The 17436-nt window shown below is 68.6% G+C and carries 12 protein-coding genes; 5 read left to right on the top strand and 7 right to left on the bottom strand.

Translation table 11 applies throughout. The features are described 5' to 3' along the window. Positions 1-40: 40 nt before the first annotated feature. Positions 41-799 carry an IclR family transcriptional regulator gene (locus tag H5V44_RS07755; RefSeq protein ID WP_185192531.1) on the top strand — a complete coding sequence of 253 codons (759 nt, stop codon included), beginning with the start codon at positions 41-43 and terminating at the stop codon, positions 797-799. 883 nt (positions 800-1682) lie between these two features. Here the strand turns inward: H5V44_RS07755 and H5V44_RS07750 are convergent. Together H5V44_RS07750 and H5V44_RS07745 are read right to left on the bottom strand one after the other, a co-directional pair. Continuing rightward, a complete protein-coding gene (locus H5V44_RS07750) occupies positions 1683-2291 on the bottom strand; it encodes a rhomboid family intramembrane serine protease (RefSeq protein ID WP_185192530.1) in 609 nt (202 codons plus the stop codon). Between the two features lie 38 nt (positions 2292-2329). Beyond that, positions 2330-4243, bottom strand: a complete 1914-nt coding sequence (locus H5V44_RS07745) for an ABC transporter transmembrane domain-containing protein (RefSeq protein ID WP_185192529.1) — start codon at positions 4241-4243, stop codon at positions 2330-2332. A gap of 227 nt (positions 4244-4470) precedes the next feature. Between H5V44_RS07745 and H5V44_RS07740 the strand changes: the two genes are divergently transcribed. Both H5V44_RS07740 and H5V44_RS07735 read left to right on the top strand, forming a co-directional pair. Next, complete coding sequence (locus H5V44_RS07740) at positions 4471-4875, top strand: ArsR/SmtB family transcription factor (protein WP_185192528.1); 405 nt, start codon at positions 4471-4473, stop codon at positions 4873-4875. A 10-nt stretch (positions 4876-4885) separates the two neighbouring features. After that, positions 4886-6175, top strand: a complete 1290-nt coding sequence (locus H5V44_RS07735; protein ID WP_185192527.1) for an FAD-dependent oxidoreductase — start codon at positions 4886-4888, stop codon at positions 6173-6175. Between the two features lie 13 nt (positions 6176-6188). Here the strand turns inward: H5V44_RS07735 and H5V44_RS07730 are convergent, their stop codons facing one another. Beyond that, entirely contained in the window at positions 6189-10637 is a 4449-nt protein-coding gene (locus H5V44_RS07730) for a PAS domain S-box protein (RefSeq protein ID WP_185192526.1), read from the bottom strand. A 144-nt stretch (positions 10638-10781) separates the two neighbouring features. On the opposite strand from H5V44_RS07730, the gene H5V44_RS07725 reads away from it, so the two are divergent. Continuing rightward, a complete protein-coding gene (locus H5V44_RS07725; RefSeq protein ID WP_185192525.1) occupies positions 10782-11423 on the top strand; it encodes a hypothetical protein in 642 nt (213 codons plus the stop codon). Beyond that, positions 11420-12052, top strand: a complete 633-nt coding sequence (locus H5V44_RS07720; RefSeq protein WP_185192524.1) for a hypothetical protein — start codon at positions 11420-11422, stop codon at positions 12050-12052. Before H5V44_RS07725 ends, H5V44_RS07720 begins: the two co-directional genes overlap by 4 nt. Before the next feature lie 252 nt (positions 12053-12304). Here the strand turns inward: H5V44_RS07720 and H5V44_RS07715 are convergent, their stop codons facing one another. The 4 genes from H5V44_RS07715 to H5V44_RS07700 all read right to left on the bottom strand — a co-directional run bounded on the left by H5V44_RS07715 (position 12305) and on the right by H5V44_RS07700 (position 17270). After that, positions 12305-13414, bottom strand: coding sequence for a hypothetical protein (locus H5V44_RS07715; RefSeq protein WP_185192523.1), 1110 nt, complete (start codon positions 13412-13414; stop codon positions 12305-12307). Positions 13415-13511: 97 nt separating this feature from the next. Beyond that, positions 13512-14639, bottom strand: a complete 1128-nt coding sequence (gene solA, locus H5V44_RS07710; protein ID WP_343067699.1) for an N-methyl-L-tryptophan oxidase — start codon at positions 14637-14639, stop codon at positions 13512-13514. Between the two features lie 110 nt (positions 14640-14749). After that, entirely contained in the window at positions 14750-15754 is a 1005-nt protein-coding gene (locus H5V44_RS07705) for an ornithine cyclodeaminase family protein (RefSeq protein WP_185192522.1), read from the bottom strand. Between the two features lie 67 nt (positions 15755-15821). Continuing rightward, positions 15822-17270, bottom strand: coding sequence for an aldehyde dehydrogenase family protein (locus tag H5V44_RS07700; RefSeq protein ID WP_185192521.1), 1449 nt, complete (start codon positions 17268-17270; stop codon positions 15822-15824). Between the last annotated feature and the right edge of the window lie 166 nt (positions 17271-17436).

Genomic DNA, 17436 nt, shown 5'->3' with positions numbered 1-17436 from the left:
CGTCGAAAGCTATATGCCCCGAGTCCATCCACACGTGGGTATGGGACGCGGTACGAAACCGATCGGCGCAGTCGAGCGATCGTTGGAGATAGTCGCGGCGCTCGACGAACTGGGGTCCGCGGGGGCCTCGGCGGTCGCCCGCGAACTCGGGCTCTCGAAGAGCACGGCGTATACCCACCTGCACACGCTGGACGAAGCCGGATACGCGGTGAAAGAGAACGGCGAATACCGGCTGAGCTGTCGGTTCCTCGAACTCGGATCGAACGTCCAGTACGGGATCGAACTCTACCGCCGGGGGAAAGACGAGGTTCAGAGCCTGGCCGCCGACACCGACGAGCGGACGAACCTCGTCATCGAGGAGGACGGGATGGGAACCTGCGTTTACACGACCGACGCGAAGGGGTCGATGGACATCCATATGGGCCCGGGCGACAGGTACCATATGCACGCGACAGGCACCGGTAAGGCCATTCTCGCCCACCTCCCGCCCAGCCGCGTCGACGAAATCGTCGCCGAACACGGGCTGCCGGAGTTCACCGAAAACACCGTCACGACCCGCGAGGAACTCGACCGGACGCTCGCGGAGATCCGCGAAGACGGGATCTCCCTCGACGAGGAGGAGACCGTCGAGGGGCTCCGGTGTATCGCCGCGCCGATCGTCGTCGACGGCGACCCGCTGGGCGCCCTGAGCGTCTCGGGCCCGTCGGAGCGGTTCAGCGATGCGGAACGGGAGGCCGAACTGACGGAGGCGGTCAGGGAGGCCGCAAACGTCGTGCAACTGAACTTCGTTTTCTCCTGAGACCGGACGTTTGCCACGGTTCGGTTCGAACCGTGCGGACTGAGCGAGTTATCCGAACGGTCCGGTCAGTGGGTCCAGGCCGCTCCGAGCCGGTCCAGTCGGCGGCGGTCGTTCATTCAGATTGAACGAGTGGCTATCGGGGCCGGCGGCTTGCTCACGGGCGAGCCGTGGAGCCGACCGTGAGGTCAGGAGGCGCCCTGCACCGCCGTACTTCGACGGCAACAGGAGAAAGCTAACAGATGTACGTCTGTTAATTCTGACCGCCAGGACTGGGCTACGCCGAGTTTACTACCCCGTGGTCGAAGCACGGATGTCGTCGTGTGTAAACCGGCGTAAAGCCCGCTCCGAGCGCAGTAGTTCTTTTGAATTGGTAAGTAGTAATTTTGATAAGATAATTGGTGGGAATAGTGTTTTCGAGTTTCGGTTATCGTAACGTTGAAAGGGTACTGAAGGTACCTGAAGGGATGACTGCTAAATCGAATTATTTGAAAATTGTACTTTTAGTATATTTAATATGATCGCATCCCGTCGCGAGTATGTGACGATCCACGTGTCGGGGTCAGTACCTGCGACACCGACTGCAGCGAGACCACGACCAGCCTCGTGCGAACCCGTCCCGGGAGGCCGCGTGGTCTGCCCGGAGTTGATACCGTCGGCTGTAGTCGCGTGACGGATTTCGACACCCCGGGGGTGTGGAAAATCTTCACGTAGTTATAGCCGACAGTATGAGTCGACCGTGCTCGCGGGAGACGACGGGCGCACGGGTATCCAAGGCGGCCCCGGGACCGCTCGGGAAGGGAGATCAGTACGGACGGATCGACTACCTTGGAGTCCGACAGTCTCCGCTACGCTGCTGTCTGCCCGTACCGTCGGCTACAGCGCGCTACTGTCGCGGCACGCCGCCGACCGTCCCCGGTCGGCTCCCACCCTGAAGTACCCCGACCCGGCCGGCGACGGCCCCGATTGCGAACCCGACGAAGTGGGCGACCACCGCGACGCCGGGGCCGGCGGTCAGAAGCGTCACCGCGGCCGCGACACCGAGCAACAGCGCCACTGACCCGCGTCGGCCGATCTCGATCCGCGCGAGGACGCCCTCGGCCAGGCGGTTGCCGGCGAGCAGGTAGCCGAACCCCGCGAGGAGGGCCCCGCTGGCACCGAGTACCGCGACCGGCGTTCCGAGCGCCGCTCCGACGAGGAACTCCACGCCGGCCGAGACCATCCCCGTGGCCAGGACGAACGCGTGAAATCGGATCCGGGAGGTCGACCGCTCGAGGACGAGCCCGACCAGAACGAATCCGACGGCGTTGGCGAGCAGATGACCCAGCGACGCGTGGGCGTAGACGGTCGTGACCAGCGTCCAGGGGCGTCGCACCGGCGTCGCCAGCGCGAACCACTCGATCCCGAACCCGACCGCTCCCGCGACCTGCTGGAGGCCGAAAACCGCCGCGAGGACGACGAGGAGATCGACGGTCGCCCGGCGGGAACGGGGCATATCCGTGTTATCGGGGGCGCAGGCAAAACTCCGCCGGCTCAATCGTCCGCGTCGACCGCCCTGGCATCGTCGACCTGGGCGTCCCACAGGGCGGCGTACTCGCCGGACTCGGACAGCAGGCGGTCGTGAGTCCCCGATTCGACGACCTCGCCGTCGTCGAGCACGACGACCCGGTCGGCGTCCCGGATGGTCGACAGCCGGTGGGCGATCACGAACGCGGTCCGGTCCTCGATCAGCCGGTCGATGCTCGCTTTGATCTCCTCTTCGGTCTCGGTGTCGACGTCGCTCGTTGCCTCGTCGAAGATGATGATCGCGGGGTCGTTGAGCAGCGCCCGGGCGATTGCAATCCGCTGTCGTTGGCCCCCGGAGAGTTTGATCCCCCGCTCGCCGATCTGTGTCTCGTACCCGTCCGGGAGCTCCGAGACGAACCCGTCGGCGGCTGCGGCCTCCGCGGCGGCGACGACCCGTTCCCGCGCGGCTCCGGGGTCGCCGTCGCCGCGTTCGCCCGCCAGCACGTCGCTGTCGCCGTACGCGACGTTCTCGGCGACGGTGCCCGAAAAGAGGTAGGGGTTCTGCTCGACCACCGCGATCTCCTCCCGCAGCGCCTGGAGGTCGTACGCCCGGACGTCGCGGCCGTCGACGGTGACACGGCCCTCGTCAACGTCGTGGAGCCGCGGCACGAGTTTCACAAGCGTCGACTTGCCGGCGCCGGTCGCGCCGGCCAGCCCGATCGTCGCCCCGGCCGGTACGTCGAGCGACACGGATTTCAGGACCGATTCCCGCTGGTCGTAGCTGAACCACACGTCCTCGAAGGCGACGTCGCCGTCGATCCGGTCGGGGACGTACGGGTCGTCGGGCTCGGTGACCGTCGGCTTCCGGCCGAGCAGCCCGAACACCCGCTCGGCGCTGGATTTCGCGAGCTGGTACTTGTTGGCCGACCGGCCGATCCGTCGCATCGGGGAGTAGAGCCGCCGGAGGTAGAGGAAGAAGGCCGCAAACGCTCCCGTGGAGATCAGCGCGGCCTCCCCGGGCGGCGTCGTGATGATAGCCCGTCCGCCGACGTACAGGATGAGCACGAACACGACCCCCGTGAGCAACCGGAGCGTGGCGAAGAAGCCCCGGCGGATCCGCAACGCCGCCACCTTCTCGTCGTGGTACGCCTCGCTCCGTTCGGCGACCCGGTCGCGTTCGAAGGCGTAGCGGTTGAACGCCTTCACCACGGCGACGCCCCCGAGGTTGTTCTCCAGCCGGGTGTTGAGCCGCGCGACCGTCTCCCGGAGGGATTTGTACCGCGGCTCGATCCACCGGAGGAAGGCCGCGCTCGCGAGTCCGATGATCGGGACCGGCGCCAACGCGATGATCGCCAGCGTCGGCGCGTAGTACCACAGCACGGCCGCGATGCCGCCGACGGTAGCGACCACGCGGATGAGCTGTCGGAACTCGGTGTTGAGGAACTGCTCCAGCCGGTTGATGTCGCTGTTGAGGATCGACATCATCCCCCCGGTCTGGTGGTTTGCGAAGAAGTCCATCGAGAGGTGCTGAAGATGGTCGTAAGTGTCGTTCCGGAGGTCCCGCTGGACCTTCTGTGCCGACGACTGAAGCAGGTACCGCGACCCGAACCGGGTGACCGACCGGAGCAGGTACGCGAGCGCCGCGATGGCGATCAGCCGCTGGAGGAACGCCAGCCGGGCGGCCTCGCCAGTGATCGCGCCGCCGGGGAGGAGTCCGGCCTCCGTCAGCAGCCCGGGGTCGGCCGAGTCGAGGACGACCCGGTCGATGGTCGTCGCGACGATGACAGGCGGTACCAGCCGGGCGAACCGCGTCAGCATCGCCGCGAACACGCCGAGCGTGATCCGCGGCCAGTACGCTCCGGCGTACCCCAGCAGCAGCCGCATCGGGTGACCGTCGACGGACTCACGAATCCCGCTGAACCCGCCGTCCTCGTCGCTCACCGGACCACCGCCCCGACGCGGGTGGTGCCGGGCCCGCACTCCCGATCGAAACCGAGTGTCATCACGTGGATACCCGTTGGTTCGGGCCCGACGAACCCAAAGCTGTTGTTTTGGTGTCGGCCGCGGCCCGACGCCGGACGGCAGGGCTATATGTATAGCCCCGGACTCGGACCGAGTCGATACGTGTAGTGGAACCACTTCCGGGGGTGGGGACCGACCGGAGAAGTATGAGCGCGCTACTCCCACGACGCTCGCCCGTCGAACCGACCACGGACGAATCACAGGTCGTCAGCCTCGACGACGTCGGCTCCGAGGCGGTGTTCTCCGTTCTCTCCTCGGAGGTCGCCCGGACGCTCCTCGCGGAGCTGCACAATGGGCCCGCGACGCAATCGGAGCTAGCAGACAGCGCCGACACCTCGATCCAGAACGTCAGCTACCACCTCGACAACCTCGTGGACGCTGGACTCGTCGACGTCGTCGACCAGTGGTACTCGGAGAAAGGTCGCGAGATGGACGTGTACGCGCCGGAGGGGTCGCTGGTGTTGGTGGTCGGCGACGCCGGCGACCTGACCGAGTCCGACTCGGAGCCGGAACCGCAGCCCGTCGAGACCCCGCCGAGGGCGGGCGACTGATCCGATCAGGATGCCTTTCGACAGGGGGGGTCCGGAGCGTACCGCTTCGGAGGCGCAATCGGATCGTCGCGTTCGGGGGCACTCCTCGAACGACCCAGTCGACGGGACGGCAGCCACAGACCGGATCCCGCGGCCGTCCTGGGTTCCGACCGACGGCGTGATCGCCCCGTCCCACGACAGGCAGGTGCTGGTGGTCGGGACGACGCCGACCGGACTCACGCTCGCTCGCTTGCTCCGTGCGGCGGGTTACGATCCGGTACTGGCACGCGGGTCCGACGCGACGCACCCCGCTCGAATCACCTACCTCCCACCGGCCGCGGTCGAGGTGGTGGGCGCACTCGACCTCGGGGAGCGACTGCTGGACCGCGCTCGCCGGATCACACGGGCGACGGTTCGGGTGGCTCGCGGCGACGGCGACCGGCGCGGAGAACCGGGCGGATCCGAACCCGGCACGCCCGACAGGGCACCGCCGGTCGTCGTCCCGACACGGACACTCCGTCGGATCCTCCGCGACGGGATCGACGACGCGGCCGTGGCCGACGGACGCACGGTCGGATCGCTCTCGCCGGGCGATGACGGCGTGGCGGCGACGTTCGGCGACGGCGTCAGGGAGTGCTTCGACCTGGCCGTCGACGCCTGTGGGGCGGCTACGCGACCCGAACACGGCGTCAAACGACGGTCGCTCGTACGGTACGAGGCGACTCACTCGGCGGGGAGCGGCGGGAGTGCGGTCGAGGAGGTCCGGGGGCCGGCGGTCGCGGTTCGGCGCCTCCCCGGAGTCGGGGGGACCGACGCAGTCGTCCGGATCACGACGTCGGAGACTGAGGCCACCGTCGACGGAATCCGGCGTCGGGTCGCGGCCGACGACCGGGTTCCCTTCGACGTTCCCGGCGCCGACTCACTCGAAGGGGTACGCAGCGAGTTCGCCCCCCTTCCGGAGCCGCCGCTTCCGGACCGGTGGTGGGGGTGTGGCCGGATCGCACGGTGCGGTCCCGCCGCGTGTCCGGCCGCCTCGGCCGCCGGGATGGGGGCGGCGCTCGGGATCACGGACGCACTCGGGGTGGTGTGGGCGCTCGCCCGGACCGAGTCGGCGGTGCGGGCGGCGGTCGACGGTTACAGCGCCCGTCGGGCGCAGCGGCTCACCGGCCTTCGGAGTGCGGCCACCGCCGGCGACCGAGCGGCCGCCGCTCCGGACCCCCCGGACTCGGGGCTCGAATCGGTGTACGCGCTGCGGGCAATCGGGCTCGAACCGTTCTTCGGGACCGCACCGACAGCGTTGCACACGGCCGGGAAGGCGTAACCGTACCGCTCCCTCAGCCGTCGGGCCCGAACAGGAACTCGAAGGTCTCCCGCTCTGCGACCCGGAGGTGTTTGTTGAACGTCGGCTGGGTGATCCCGAGCCGGCTTGCGACCTCGCTGCTGTCGTGTTCCCGCGGCCACTCGAAGTACCCGGCCGACAGCGCCGTCTCGATCACCTCCAGCTGCCGGTCGGTGAGCTCCTCCCGAAGCGTCCCCGCGAGTTCGGTCGGCGATTTCGACCCCTGGGTCCGCTGTCGCTTGGCCGCGAGTTCGAGCGAGGGGGCGACCTCCCGGAGCCGATCGGCGAACGAACGGACGTCGGTCTCCCCCGGAACTTCCACCCTGATGGTAGTGCCGTCCGGCTCCGCGGACGCCTCCCGCACCATCCCGCCGTACTCCGCGATCGGCGCCCCGAACCACTCGTCGGCCCGAACCTCGACCAGCGTCGTCCCCCCGTCGTCGACGACATCGACCGATCCCGGCAGCGTCCGGCGGGCCACCTCCGGGACGTCGTCGGGGACGGCCCCCTCGAAGCTGTAGTAGACGCTCGACGGGCCCGTCTGGCGCGCAACTGTCCGCTGGAGACGTACCCGACAGCCCGCCCGCTCGGCCGCCCGCGCGAAGGGGAGGTCCTCGCCCGGCCCGTGGAACTCCAGTTCGACGGTTTCGTCCGATTCCAGCGCCCGCCGTCGCTCGATCGCCGCCAGCGCGTTCGCGATCGACGTGCCGAGTTGTGCGAGCGTCTCCCGCTCCCGGTCCTCAAAGGAGTTCGGGGCGTCGGTCCCGATGGTCAACACGCCGTGGGTCACCCCGTCGTAGGTCAGCGGCACGGCACACAGCGACTGGTAGCCCGCCGACAGCGCGCGCTGCCGCCACTCGCTCGCCGGGCCGCCGCCGACCAGGGAGTTTGCGGTCCGCACCGAATCGGTTCGCCACGCCTTGACCGCGGGGTGAGGGTCGGCCCGCTCCTCGCCGGTCCGCAGGCGCATCGCGTCGATATGTTCCTCGGGTTCACCCGAGACGGCCCGGCAGGAAAGGCGGTCGGCACCCACCTCGACGCCGCCGACCCACGCGAGGTCGTAGGGTCCGGAGGTGGCGAGCCGGTCACACACCGCCCGCTCGATCTCTCCGGGGCTCGTCGCCTCGGTGATTGCGGCCTCCACCCGGCGGGTGAGCCGGGCGATCCGATCCAGCCGCTCGGCCCGTTCCGTCTGGGTTCGGAGCTGCTGTTCCCGATCCGCAACGCGCTTCTGTCCCTGGAGGTGCGCTAGCGCGGCTTCGAGGGTCGCCGCCAGGACGTGCGCCGTCTGGACGACGTCCGACCCCAGCGTTCCGTCCGGCGAGCCGACCACGAGCACGCCGTGCGTCCCCAGCGGGATGGCGCGCCACGCCGCGAGGTCGTCGACGCCGCCGGGCGCTGCCGGTCGGTCGTCGCCTCCGACATCGCGCTCGGCGTCGTCGGGCCCGACGACCGTCCGGGACGCGAACGCCTCCCAGAGCGGTCCGTCGTTCGGCCCAACCGGGTTCGCCTCCGTCTCCGAGAGCGCCCCCGCGAGCACCTCCGGGCGGAGGACGCCGGCGCCGTCGTCGTAGAGGAACGCGCCGACCGCGGGCAGCTCCAGCGTCTCCCTGGCCGCAGCGACCGCCGTTTCAGCCGCCTCCGCCGTCGAGTCGGCGGTCGTCAGGTCCTCGGTCGCCTCGTCGAACGACGCGATCCGTCGCTCCCGGGCCTTGCGGTCGGTCACGTCGCGGTTGACCGCGATCCACCGGTCGACCGAGCCGCTCTCGTCCGTGACCGGATACCCGCGGACGTCGATCCAGCGGACCTCGCCGTCGCGGTGACGGACCCGGTACTCCAGTTCGTAGGTGTCCTGTGGCTCCCGGTCGGGGTCGGTGAGGTCCGCGCGGATCCGGTCGTACTCCTCGCGGAACCACTCGCGGTCGTCGGGGTGGACGCGGTCGATGAACGCCTGCGGGTCGTCGTACACCCGCTCGATCGGCAGGTCCCAGAGGTCCTCGAACGACGGCGAGGCGTAGTACACCTCGCGTTTGTCCGGCGAGGAGAGATAGATCGCCTCGTCGACCCGCTCGGCGATCGTCCGGAGGTTCCGCCGGACCCGCTTCCGTTCGGTGATGTCACGGGTCACCACCACGATCCGGACCGGCCCCTGGCCCCACTCGAAGGGGTAGTATTCGGAGCGGACCCACCGGACCTCGCCGTCGGGCCGCTCGATCCGGTACTCGATGTCGTAGCTGTCCGCGTCGGCGCCGGCGGTCACCTCGTCGGCGACCCGCTCGACGAACTCGCGGTACGCCGCCCTGTCGTCGGGGTGGAGGGTGTCGAAGAACCCGTCGTCGTACCGCCTGCGGATGTCGTCGAGCGACTGCCCCCAGATCTCCTCGTACCCCCCGCTCAGGTAGTCCGGCCCGCTTTCGGCGGTCGCGAGGTTCGCCGCCGGCGTGATGTAGACCGCGTCGTCGATCCGGTCCAACACCTCGCTGAGGCGTCGTTCGGTGCTCCGTCGCTCGGTGATGTCCCGGACGCTCCCGAGTACGCGCTCCTCGCCGCGGATCTCGACGACGCTCAGGTGGACCTCCACGGGGAAGGTCTCGCCGTCCGCGGTCCGGTTCCGCCACTCGAAGAGCTGTGGCCCCTCCTCGCGGGCCGCCCGGATACGGTCCCTGGCCTGTTCGTACCCGTGGTCCGGGCCGGTGACGACGTCGACGGTCTCGCCGATCAGCTGCTGGCGGTCGTAGCCGTTCATCTCGCAGAACTGCTCGTTGACGTCGCGGATCTCCCCGGTTTCGGGGTGGTGGACGACGAGTCCGTCCGAGACGTTCTCGAAGATCCCGCGGTAGGTCGCCTCGAGTTCGCGACGTTCGGTGATGTCCTCGACGACACCGACGAACCGGGTCTCATCGCCGACCTCGACCGGGTAGCCCGTCGCGCGAACCCACCGGACCTCATCGGGGTCGGGGCGGACGCGGTACTCGAAGACGTACCGGTCGTCGGCCTCGCCGGCCTCGATGTCGTCGAGCATCGCGGCGAACTCCGACTCGAACGTCTCCCGATCCCGCTCGTCGATCCGATCGACGAAGCTTCGGGGCTCCTCGTAGAGCCGCTCGACGGGTTCGCCCCAGATCTCCTCGTAGGCGTCGTTGACGTAGAACACCTCCGAGAAGTCCGGTTCCGAGAGGAAGATCACCTCCTCGATCCGTTCGGCGATGAGCCGGAACCGTCGCTCGCTCTCGCGGATCTCACGGCGGTTTTCCACCCGATCCAGCGCAGTGGCGGCGTGTCGCGTCAGGATCCGGACGGCGTCCAGCGTCACGTCGTCGACGCCGTCGGCGCCCGCGGTGGCGCCGAGGACCCCGTGGTCGCCGAGCGGGACGAACACCCCGCCGTCGGCGCCATCCGGACCCGTTTCCTCGGGGCCGACGGTCGTGACCTCCCCGGAGTCGAGGGCGGCTTCGGGTCCGCCGTCCGCCGGGCCGTCCCCCACGCTCCACCGGGACGTCGCCCCGGCGACCGGCGTCAGTCGGCCCTCCTCCGAGGCGATCCAGCAGGCCGGTGCGTCGAGATCGAGCACCGACCGGGCCGCCTCCGCGGTCGCCGCACACACCGCCCGCTCGGAGTCGGCGTTCTGGATCCGCTCGGTGGAGTCGTAGACCCGGCGCACGAGCCGTTCGCGTCGTTTCCGTTCCGTAACGTCCGTATACCAGACGTACGCCTCCGTGTCCGACTCGGCGTCGGGGGCGGCGAAGTGGATCACCCTGAACAGGAACTCGCGTGGCCCCGTCGCGGTCAACCGGGTGGCCTCCATCTCCAGCGGCTCCCCGCGCTGGACACGGCTGCGGATCCGGTCGTGGTCCGGCCGGTCGGCCGGCGGGACGAGCACGTCGACGAGGCTCTCACCGATGATCTCCTCCGGTGAGAACCCGAACACGGACTCGAAGGCCGGGTTGACGCTCCGCACGATCGGCTCGTCGTTCTCGAAGCGGATCCGGATCACCGGGTCGGGGTTGTTCTCGAACAGCACCGACCGGCGCTCGCGGTCGGCCACCGGGTCCGGGGCGTCGGCGTCAGCCGCCGATGCGACCCGGTCGGCCACCGCTTCCGGGTCCGTTTCGAGGAGCTCACGCGGGAGGGCCGCGTCGACTCCCGTCGACAGCGCGTCGGCGACGCGGTCGGATGCCCAGTCGTCGACGAGCGCGACCGCCGGCAGTGGCGTCTCCCGTTCGTACCGGACGGCGGTCTCCGCCGCGTCCACCCCGTCCGCGGTCCCGTCGACGAGGACGCAATCGAAGCGGTCGGTGTCGAACGTCCCCGGGTCGGCGGTCGGCGGGAGCGCCTCCACGACGAGTCCGGTCGGTGGGTCGTCCGTCCGGTCGGGGAGGGCGTCCCCGACGCGACCGCCCCCCACCGCCCCGATCCGGAGCGTACGACCCTTCGCCCGATTCATACCATCGCTAATCGGAGCCACCGACGTAAATCGTTGGTTCCGGAGGGGCGCGACGCGGGCTGGTGGGCCGTGGGAGGTGTGACCCGACGGTCGGTCGCTCGTGGGCGCCGGGTTTATGTCCGGCTCCCGCCTGGTTCCAGCCAAATGGACGGTGAACCGCCGGAATCCGAGGACCCAACCGAGACCGCCGGGATCCGGGACGTGTTCGACCGTCTCTTCCGGAACGGGCGGACGAACGCCGTCATCGCGTGGGCTCTCGTCGCGGTCCTGGCGGGTGTCCTCGTCGACAGCGCGGTCGACGTGGACCTCGCGTGGCTGCTTTTCACCTCGTTCGTCGCCGTCGTCGTCCTGTTACCGCCGGTCGCCTTCCGGGAGTGGCGCGTGATGTTGCCGTGGGAGCTGCTCGTGGTGTCGCTGTTCCCGATCCTGGTCCGGGGGCTGTTCGGCGGAACGCTCGGGACGTTCGCCACCTACGTCGCGCTGGCCGGGCTGGCGCTGCTCGTCGTGGTCGAACTCCACACGTTCACCGCGCTGCGGGTGACACACTGGTTCGCCGTCGTCTTAGTCGTCCTGACGACGTTGGCTGCGGTCGGCGCGTGGACGGTGTTCCGGTGGAACGCCGACAACCTGCTCGGGACGAACTACCTCGTCGACAACGAGACGTTGATGATGGAGTGGCTGTACGTGACGCTTGCCGGGATCGTCGCCGGACTGCTCTTCGACGGGTACTTCAGGTGGCGCGACCAGTGGCTCTGGCGGGCGATCCGCCGGGTGGTGCGCAGATGAAGCGGCTGCTGCCCCGCCCCTCGACGCGAACGCAACGTCGGCTCACCCGCGTGATGCAACTGCTCCTCTCGGCGCTTGTGGTGTACGGCGTCGTGGCCGGCGAGCCGAAGGCGATCATCAACGGCGGCGTCACGCTTTTGATCACGTTCGTGCCGGCGCTTCTGGAACGGAACTACGACCTCCCGCTGGACCCGTGGCTCGGGTTATGGATCACCACCGCGGTGTTCCTGCATACGCTCGGGTCGGCGGGGCTCTACACCCGAATCTTCTTTTGGGACAACATCACCCACGCGGTGTCGGCGTCGCTGATCGCGGCCGCGGGGTACACGACCGCCCGCGCGGTCGACCTCCACAGCGACGAGATCCACATCCCCCGGCGGTTCGTCTTCGTGTACATCTTCGTGATCGTGCTCTCCTTTGGCGTGGTCTGGGAACTGTTCGAGTTCGGCCTCGACATCGCGGCGGAAGTCACGGGGCTCACGATGCCGCTTGCCCAGCACGGCCTCGACGACACGGTCAAGGACATGATGTTCAACTCCCTGGGCGCCCTGCTGGTTGCGGTCTTCGGCCAGGCGCACCTGACCGGGGTGGCGCAGTTGGTCGAACAGCGCTTACTGACGCCCGAGTGATCGCGCGGGCGGCGAAGGGTCGAATGACCACATCGGGCCGTGACCGATAGCAGTTTGTCGAGCATAATTGTATTTCTGCCATTATATAATTCAAACAGGTATTTTTCAGTGAAACTGTCCGTGAATCAACTTTTGGACGATATCGACCGGAATGACGATGAGATTTCGAAGTCGGTTCAGATACTAATAACGAGAAATAAAGAATTAGCAATACTAATTCAGAGACTCTAACGCCCCTGGCGTGTCCCCGAGTCAGTACGGTTTGCTGAAGTACGGTTCTTCGAACATCGTCAGCGTCTGTCCCAGGTCCTGTTCGACCGCGTTCTCGTAGACGCGGGTCGTCCACGCGACGTCCTCCATCGGGAGCCCCGGCGAGTAGAGGATCGACCGGCCCGCGGTCGAGGCGGTGTCCTCGCCGCCCACGACCTCGTGGAGCGCCCGCAGGTCCGACTCCTCGAGGTCGAGGCCGATTCCGTCGTCGACGGCGGCGGCGAGCGCGTTCATCACCTGCCAGTCCATGTGCGCCGCGAACTCCAGCGTGTTCCGCCGGACGTCACAGAATACCAGGTCCTCGTCGAACGACGAGAGGTCGGTCCGCAGATCGCCCAGCGGGACCACAAGACAGTCGTCTTGCAGCCACGAGCCCTCGATCTTCGGCGGCGGGCTCCCGGTCGCGGCCACGACGGTCACGTCAGCGCCGGTCACGGCCTCCGCAGGGGAGCTGATCGGATCGATCTCGGCGTCGAGGTCGCCGGCCATCTCGGCCTCGAACGCCTCGGCCTTCCACAACTCGGGGTGGAAGATCCGGAGCGTCTCCAGGGAGTCGAGCGCGGAATCGAGCGCCAGCGCCGACGTCTGCCCGACCACGCCCGGGCCGATCACGGTTGCGGTCGTCGCGCGGTCGCCCTGGATCCGCGCGGCGCCGACGCCCGCGACGGCGCCCGTCCGCATCGCGCTTGCGACCTGCCCGTCGATCAGGAACTCGGGTTTGCCGCTCAGCGGGTCGTTCAGCGTGATCGTGTGGATCGACCGCGGGAGCCCCCGTTCTGCGGGGTTCGTGATGTTGGACCCGTACCACTTGATCCCCATCTCGTGGATGTCGCCGCCGACGTACGCCGGCATCGCGCTGAACCGCCGGTCCGGGCCGGACTCGAGCCCCTCCGCGTTCGAGAGGTTTCCGGGGAACGACGTCACGTGGCCGTGCATATCGTGCCCCGGATTGCCCATCAGGACGCGGCCGTCGTTGTACAGCCCGAACACGTAGTCGATCGTCTCGACGCACCGGTCCATGTCCGCGAGCCCGGCCTCGATTCCCTCCTCCTGTGAACAGAATCGAAGCTCTACTGGCTGTTGCTCGGTCATCGTTCCGTTCGAGGATATAAAAGTATATATTTGTTTTGCATACGGCCGTGTTTTCGGGACGAATCGGCTGCGGCAGCTCCGGATTCCCGCCGGACAGTCACTCGAACCGTGACACCTCGAACATCTCGGTGGGGTGGTCGGTCCGTCCGTCGATCGCCAGGTCGGCCAGGACCTCGCCTACCGCAGCCGCGAACTTGAACCCGTGACCCGAGAAGCCCGCCCCCAGCACCACGTTCGGATGGTCGGGGTGGACGTCGAGGATGAAATCCCGGTCCGGCGTGTTCGTGTACATACACGTCGACAGCCGCATCGTCGGCCCGGTCCCGGCGGGCATGTACCGCTCGGCGAACGACCGGAGGGTCGCCTCGTCCTCGCGCGTCGGCGCGCGGTCGAGGTCCTCGGGGCTCCCCGTCTCCCCGTGGTGGTGATGCTTCCCGAACTTGAACCCGGGCACCTCGAAGGTGGGGAAGCCGTAGAAGTTGCCCTCCGGTACGTCGGCGACGAACACCGGGAAGTTCTCGCGGTCGAACTGCGCGGGGTCGGTCGGCTGGAACCACCCCAGCACGTTTCGTTCGGGCGTGAGATACTCCGCGACTGCCGGACAGAGCCGCCCCGTCCACGCGCCCGCGGTCATCACCAGCGTCTCGGCAGCGTACTCCCCGCGGTCGGTGGCGACCCGCACGCCCGACTCGTCGGCGCTCCAATCGGTGACCGCTTCCCTGGCCCTGATCGTCGCGCCCTGTTCGTGTGCCGCCTGGACGTGCGCCACGATGCACTGATCCGAGTGGAGGAAGCCGCCGTCGGGCTGGTAGACCGCCTCGTAGTCGTCGGGGACGTCGTGACCGCCCGGCCGCGCACTCAGCTCCGCGCCGGTCAGGATCTCGTGGTCGAGGTCGTGGACCGCACACGACCGCTTCGACCCGCTGACGACGTCGCTGTCGGGCGGCCCGAAGTCGATGGTGCCGGTCCGGTAGAGCAGCTGTCGGCCGTAGGACTCCTCCAAGTCGGTCCACAGGTCCAGCGACCGCTGCACCAGCGGGACGTACCCGGAGTCCTCGAACAGCGGAACCCTGATGATCCGGGTGATGCCGTGCGACGAGCCCTGCGAGTGCGGGATGTCGTATCGCTCGATGCCGAGGACGTCCTGGCCCCGCGCCGCGAGGTGGGACGCCGCGGCGCTACCCATCCCCCCGACACCGAGGACGATCGTGTCGTACGTGTCCACACGGGAGGATCGACGGTCTCCTTTGAGTGTGTACCGGATCCGTCCCCGCGGGACGGGGTTGAATCAACGGCGGCGACGGTCGAAATAATGCGCGAGCGACGGACCCGCGATCACCCGAAGTCGAACGTCCGGACGGCGCCCCCGCCCATCCCGTTCGTTCGGAGGTGTTCCGCGAGCGCGACGTCAAGGGAGCCGAGCCCGATGGGCACGAAGACCACGCGCTCGTCCGGACCGGCGTGGGAGTCGTTGTCGCCGTTCAGGACCGCCCCGATGGTCGAATCCAACTCCGCCGCCGTCACCTCCCCTCGGTTCGCCAGATCCGACAGCGCGCCGCGCTGGAGACACTGCTCGGTGTGGTCGACGACGATCCGGTCGGCGCCGAGCACGGTCCCGTCGGTGAGTTCCCGGTAGGAGCCGAGCGCGATCACCAGTCCGCCCGACCCCAGCCACGACTCCTCGACCACCGGCGTCTTCGAGTCGGTGACCGTCACCACGACGTCGGCGTCGGCGGCCGCCTGTGGGCTGTCCGCGGTGACGACGTCGGCGGCCATTCCCGGTCCGAGGTCGGCCGCGAGGTCGGCCGCACGCCCTTCGGAGACGTCGTACAGTCGGAAGCGTCCGACGTCGACCAGGTGGTCGATCACCCGGAGTTGGAACCGTGCCTGGAACCCGGCGCCGAAGACGCCGATCGATTCCGGCGGCTCCGCGAGCAGGTGTCGCAGTCCGACCACGGACTGGAGTGCGGTTCGGACGCCCGTGATGTGCATCCCTTCCAGGATCGCGGTGAACTCCCCCCGCTGGAGGTCGAAAAGCAGGATCTGCGAGCTGATCGGCGGCTCGGTGTCCGTGTCCCAGGTCGCGACCGCCCACTTCATCCCGGCGACGTCGAGCCAGTCGACGTACGCCGGCATTCCGATCGAGAAGGCGTCCCTCCCCGGCCACTCGCCGTCGTCGCCGAGGTGCATCGTCGACTTCGCGGGGTTGAGAACCCGCCCGCGCGCTCCTTCGACGTAGGTCGTCTCGACGACGTCGAGGGCCGCCGGCAGTTGCAGGTGTCGCTCGACGTCACGCTTCGAGTACAGTTCGGTTCCGGCCCCTCCGAGACGCTGACTCATACGTTCTGGGAGGTCATATGGGGCTGTTGGTGGTGGGTCGACGGGGGAACGCCGTGCCGTTGCGGCGTCACGGGTCGGTCCGGTAGATCGCCTTCTCGTGGGTGTAAAACTCGTAGGCGCGGTGGCCGAGTTCCTTCTGGGTCTCCGAAGAGGACGCCTTCATCCCGCCGAACGGCATCTGGATCTGCGATCCGGTGGTGGTGCCGTTGATCTTGACCACGCCGGCCTCGATCCCCTCGGTGAACCGCCGTGCCGACGCCATATCGCCCGTAAAGAGGCTGGCGGACAGCCCGTACTCCACGTCGTTGGCGACGTCGAGCGCCTCCTCGAAGTCCGACACCGTCAGGATCGACAGCACCGGTCCGAAGACCTCCTCCTGAGCGATCCGCATTTCCGATTCTACGTCGGCGAACACCGTCGGCTCCACGAAGTACCCGGAGTCGGTACCGGCGGGTCGGCCGCCACCGGTCAGGAGCGTCGCGCCCTCGGACTCCGCGACGTCGATGTACCGGAAGTTGGTCTCGTCTTGGCCCGCGGAGACCGCCGGTCCCATATCCGGGTCCGACATTCCCGGCCCGGTCTCGATGTCCTCGGCGCGTTCGACCACGGCCGCGGTCACCTCGTCGGCGACGTCCTCGTGGACGATGAGCCGGCTCGTCGCCGTACACGCCTGGCCCGTCAGCCCGAACGCGCCGGCGGCGGCCGCGTCGGCGGCCGTCTCGACGTCCGCGTCCGGCAGCACCACCTGCGGGTTCTTGCCGCCCATCTCCGTCTGGATCGGGATCCCGCGCTCGGCGACTGTGCCCGCGATGTGGCGCCCGACGTCGGTGGAGCCGGTGAAGGAGACGGCGTCGATCCGGCCGTCGGTGAGGATCCCGTCGCCGATCGTCGATCCCGACCCGACGACGAGGTTCACGACGCCCTCGGGGAGCCCCGCGGCCTCCAGGTGTTCGACTAACGCCCGCGCGATCATCGGCGTCTCCGAGGACGGTTTGAACACGACGGTGTTGCCCGTGGCGATTGCCGCCGCGAGCTTCCAGGTCGGGGTCGCGATCGGGAAGTTCCACGGGGTGACCAAGGCGACAGTCCCCAGCGGCTCCCGAACGGTGTAGGTGACCGTCTCGGGGTCGGTGGAGGGCAGGGTGTCGCCCGCCGCCGTCCGTGCGAAACTCGCGAAAAAGCGGAACAGCTCCGCCGCCCGCCCGACCTCCGCGCGGCTGGAGGAGATCGGTTTGCCCTCCTCGCGGGTGAGCGTCTCCGCCAGTTCCTCGTGGTGGTCGTCGATCCGATCTGCGACCGCGTACATCACCGCGTCGCGCTCGTCGGGCGTCGTCGCCCCCCAGGTCTCGCTTGCGGCGTCGGCGGCTCCGATTGCGGCCGCCGCCTGCGACCGGCTGGCGCCGGAAAACGAGACGATGGGATCGTCCGGGTCGGCCGGATCGCGGATGACCAGTTCGTCGTCGCTGTCGCCGTCGCGCCACTCGCCGTCGATGTACTGAAACTGTGTGTCTGTCATTCGTGTGTCCTGTCGGTCGCGCGTCCGGTCCGCGTGCCCGCCGCATCGACCCCCGACGCCGGGACGCTCGGCAGTCGGGACGGGACGTGAGCGGACGAGCCATCGACATACGGGGCCGCATCCTCCCCGGCCGATCCGGGACTCACGGCGGACCGGCGGCTGCGCC

Origin of the sequence: Halobellus ruber (assembly GCF_014212355.1) — an archaeon.
Taxonomy (GTDB): Archaea; Halobacteriota; Halobacteria; order Halobacteriales; family Haloferacaceae; genus Haloquadratum; species Haloquadratum rubrum.
This window is presented reverse-complemented; position numbering and strand designations above follow the sequence as displayed.

Bases quoted from the DNA above. Each gene is read 5' to 3' on its own strand.
- H5V44_RS07755 (WP_185192531.1), top strand. From the start codon at position 41: ATGGGACGCGGTACGAAACCGATCGGCGCAGTCGAGCGATCGTTGGAG.
- H5V44_RS07750 (WP_185192530.1), bottom strand. From the start codon at position 2,291: ATGCCCCGTTCCCGCCGGGCGACCGTCGATCTCCTCGTCGTCCTCGCG.
- H5V44_RS07740 (WP_185192528.1), top strand. From the start codon at position 4,471: ATGAGCGCGCTACTCCCACGACGCTCGCCCGTCGAACCGACCACGGAC.
- H5V44_RS07735 (WP_185192527.1), top strand. From the start codon at position 4,886: ATGCCTTTCGACAGGGGGGGTCCGGAGCGTACCGCTTCGGAGGCGCAA.
- H5V44_RS07730 (WP_185192526.1), bottom strand. From the start codon at position 10,637: ATGAATCGGGCGAAGGGTCGTACGCTCCGGATCGGGGCGGTGGGGGGC.
- H5V44_RS07725 (WP_185192525.1), top strand. From the start codon at position 10,782: ATGGACGGTGAACCGCCGGAATCCGAGGACCCAACCGAGACCGCCGGG.
- H5V44_RS07720 (WP_185192524.1), top strand. From the start codon at position 11,420: ATGAAGCGGCTGCTGCCCCGCCCCTCGACGCGAACGCAACGTCGGCTC.
- H5V44_RS07715 (WP_185192523.1), bottom strand. From the start codon at position 13,414: ATGACCGAGCAACAGCCAGTAGAGCTTCGATTCTGTTCACAGGAGGAG.
- H5V44_RS07705 (WP_185192522.1), bottom strand. From the start codon at position 15,754: ATGAGTCAGCGTCTCGGAGGGGCCGGAACCGAACTGTACTCGAAGCGT.
- H5V44_RS07700 (WP_185192521.1), bottom strand. From the start codon at position 17,270: ATGACAGACACACAGTTTCAGTACATCGACGGCGAGTGGCGCGACGGC.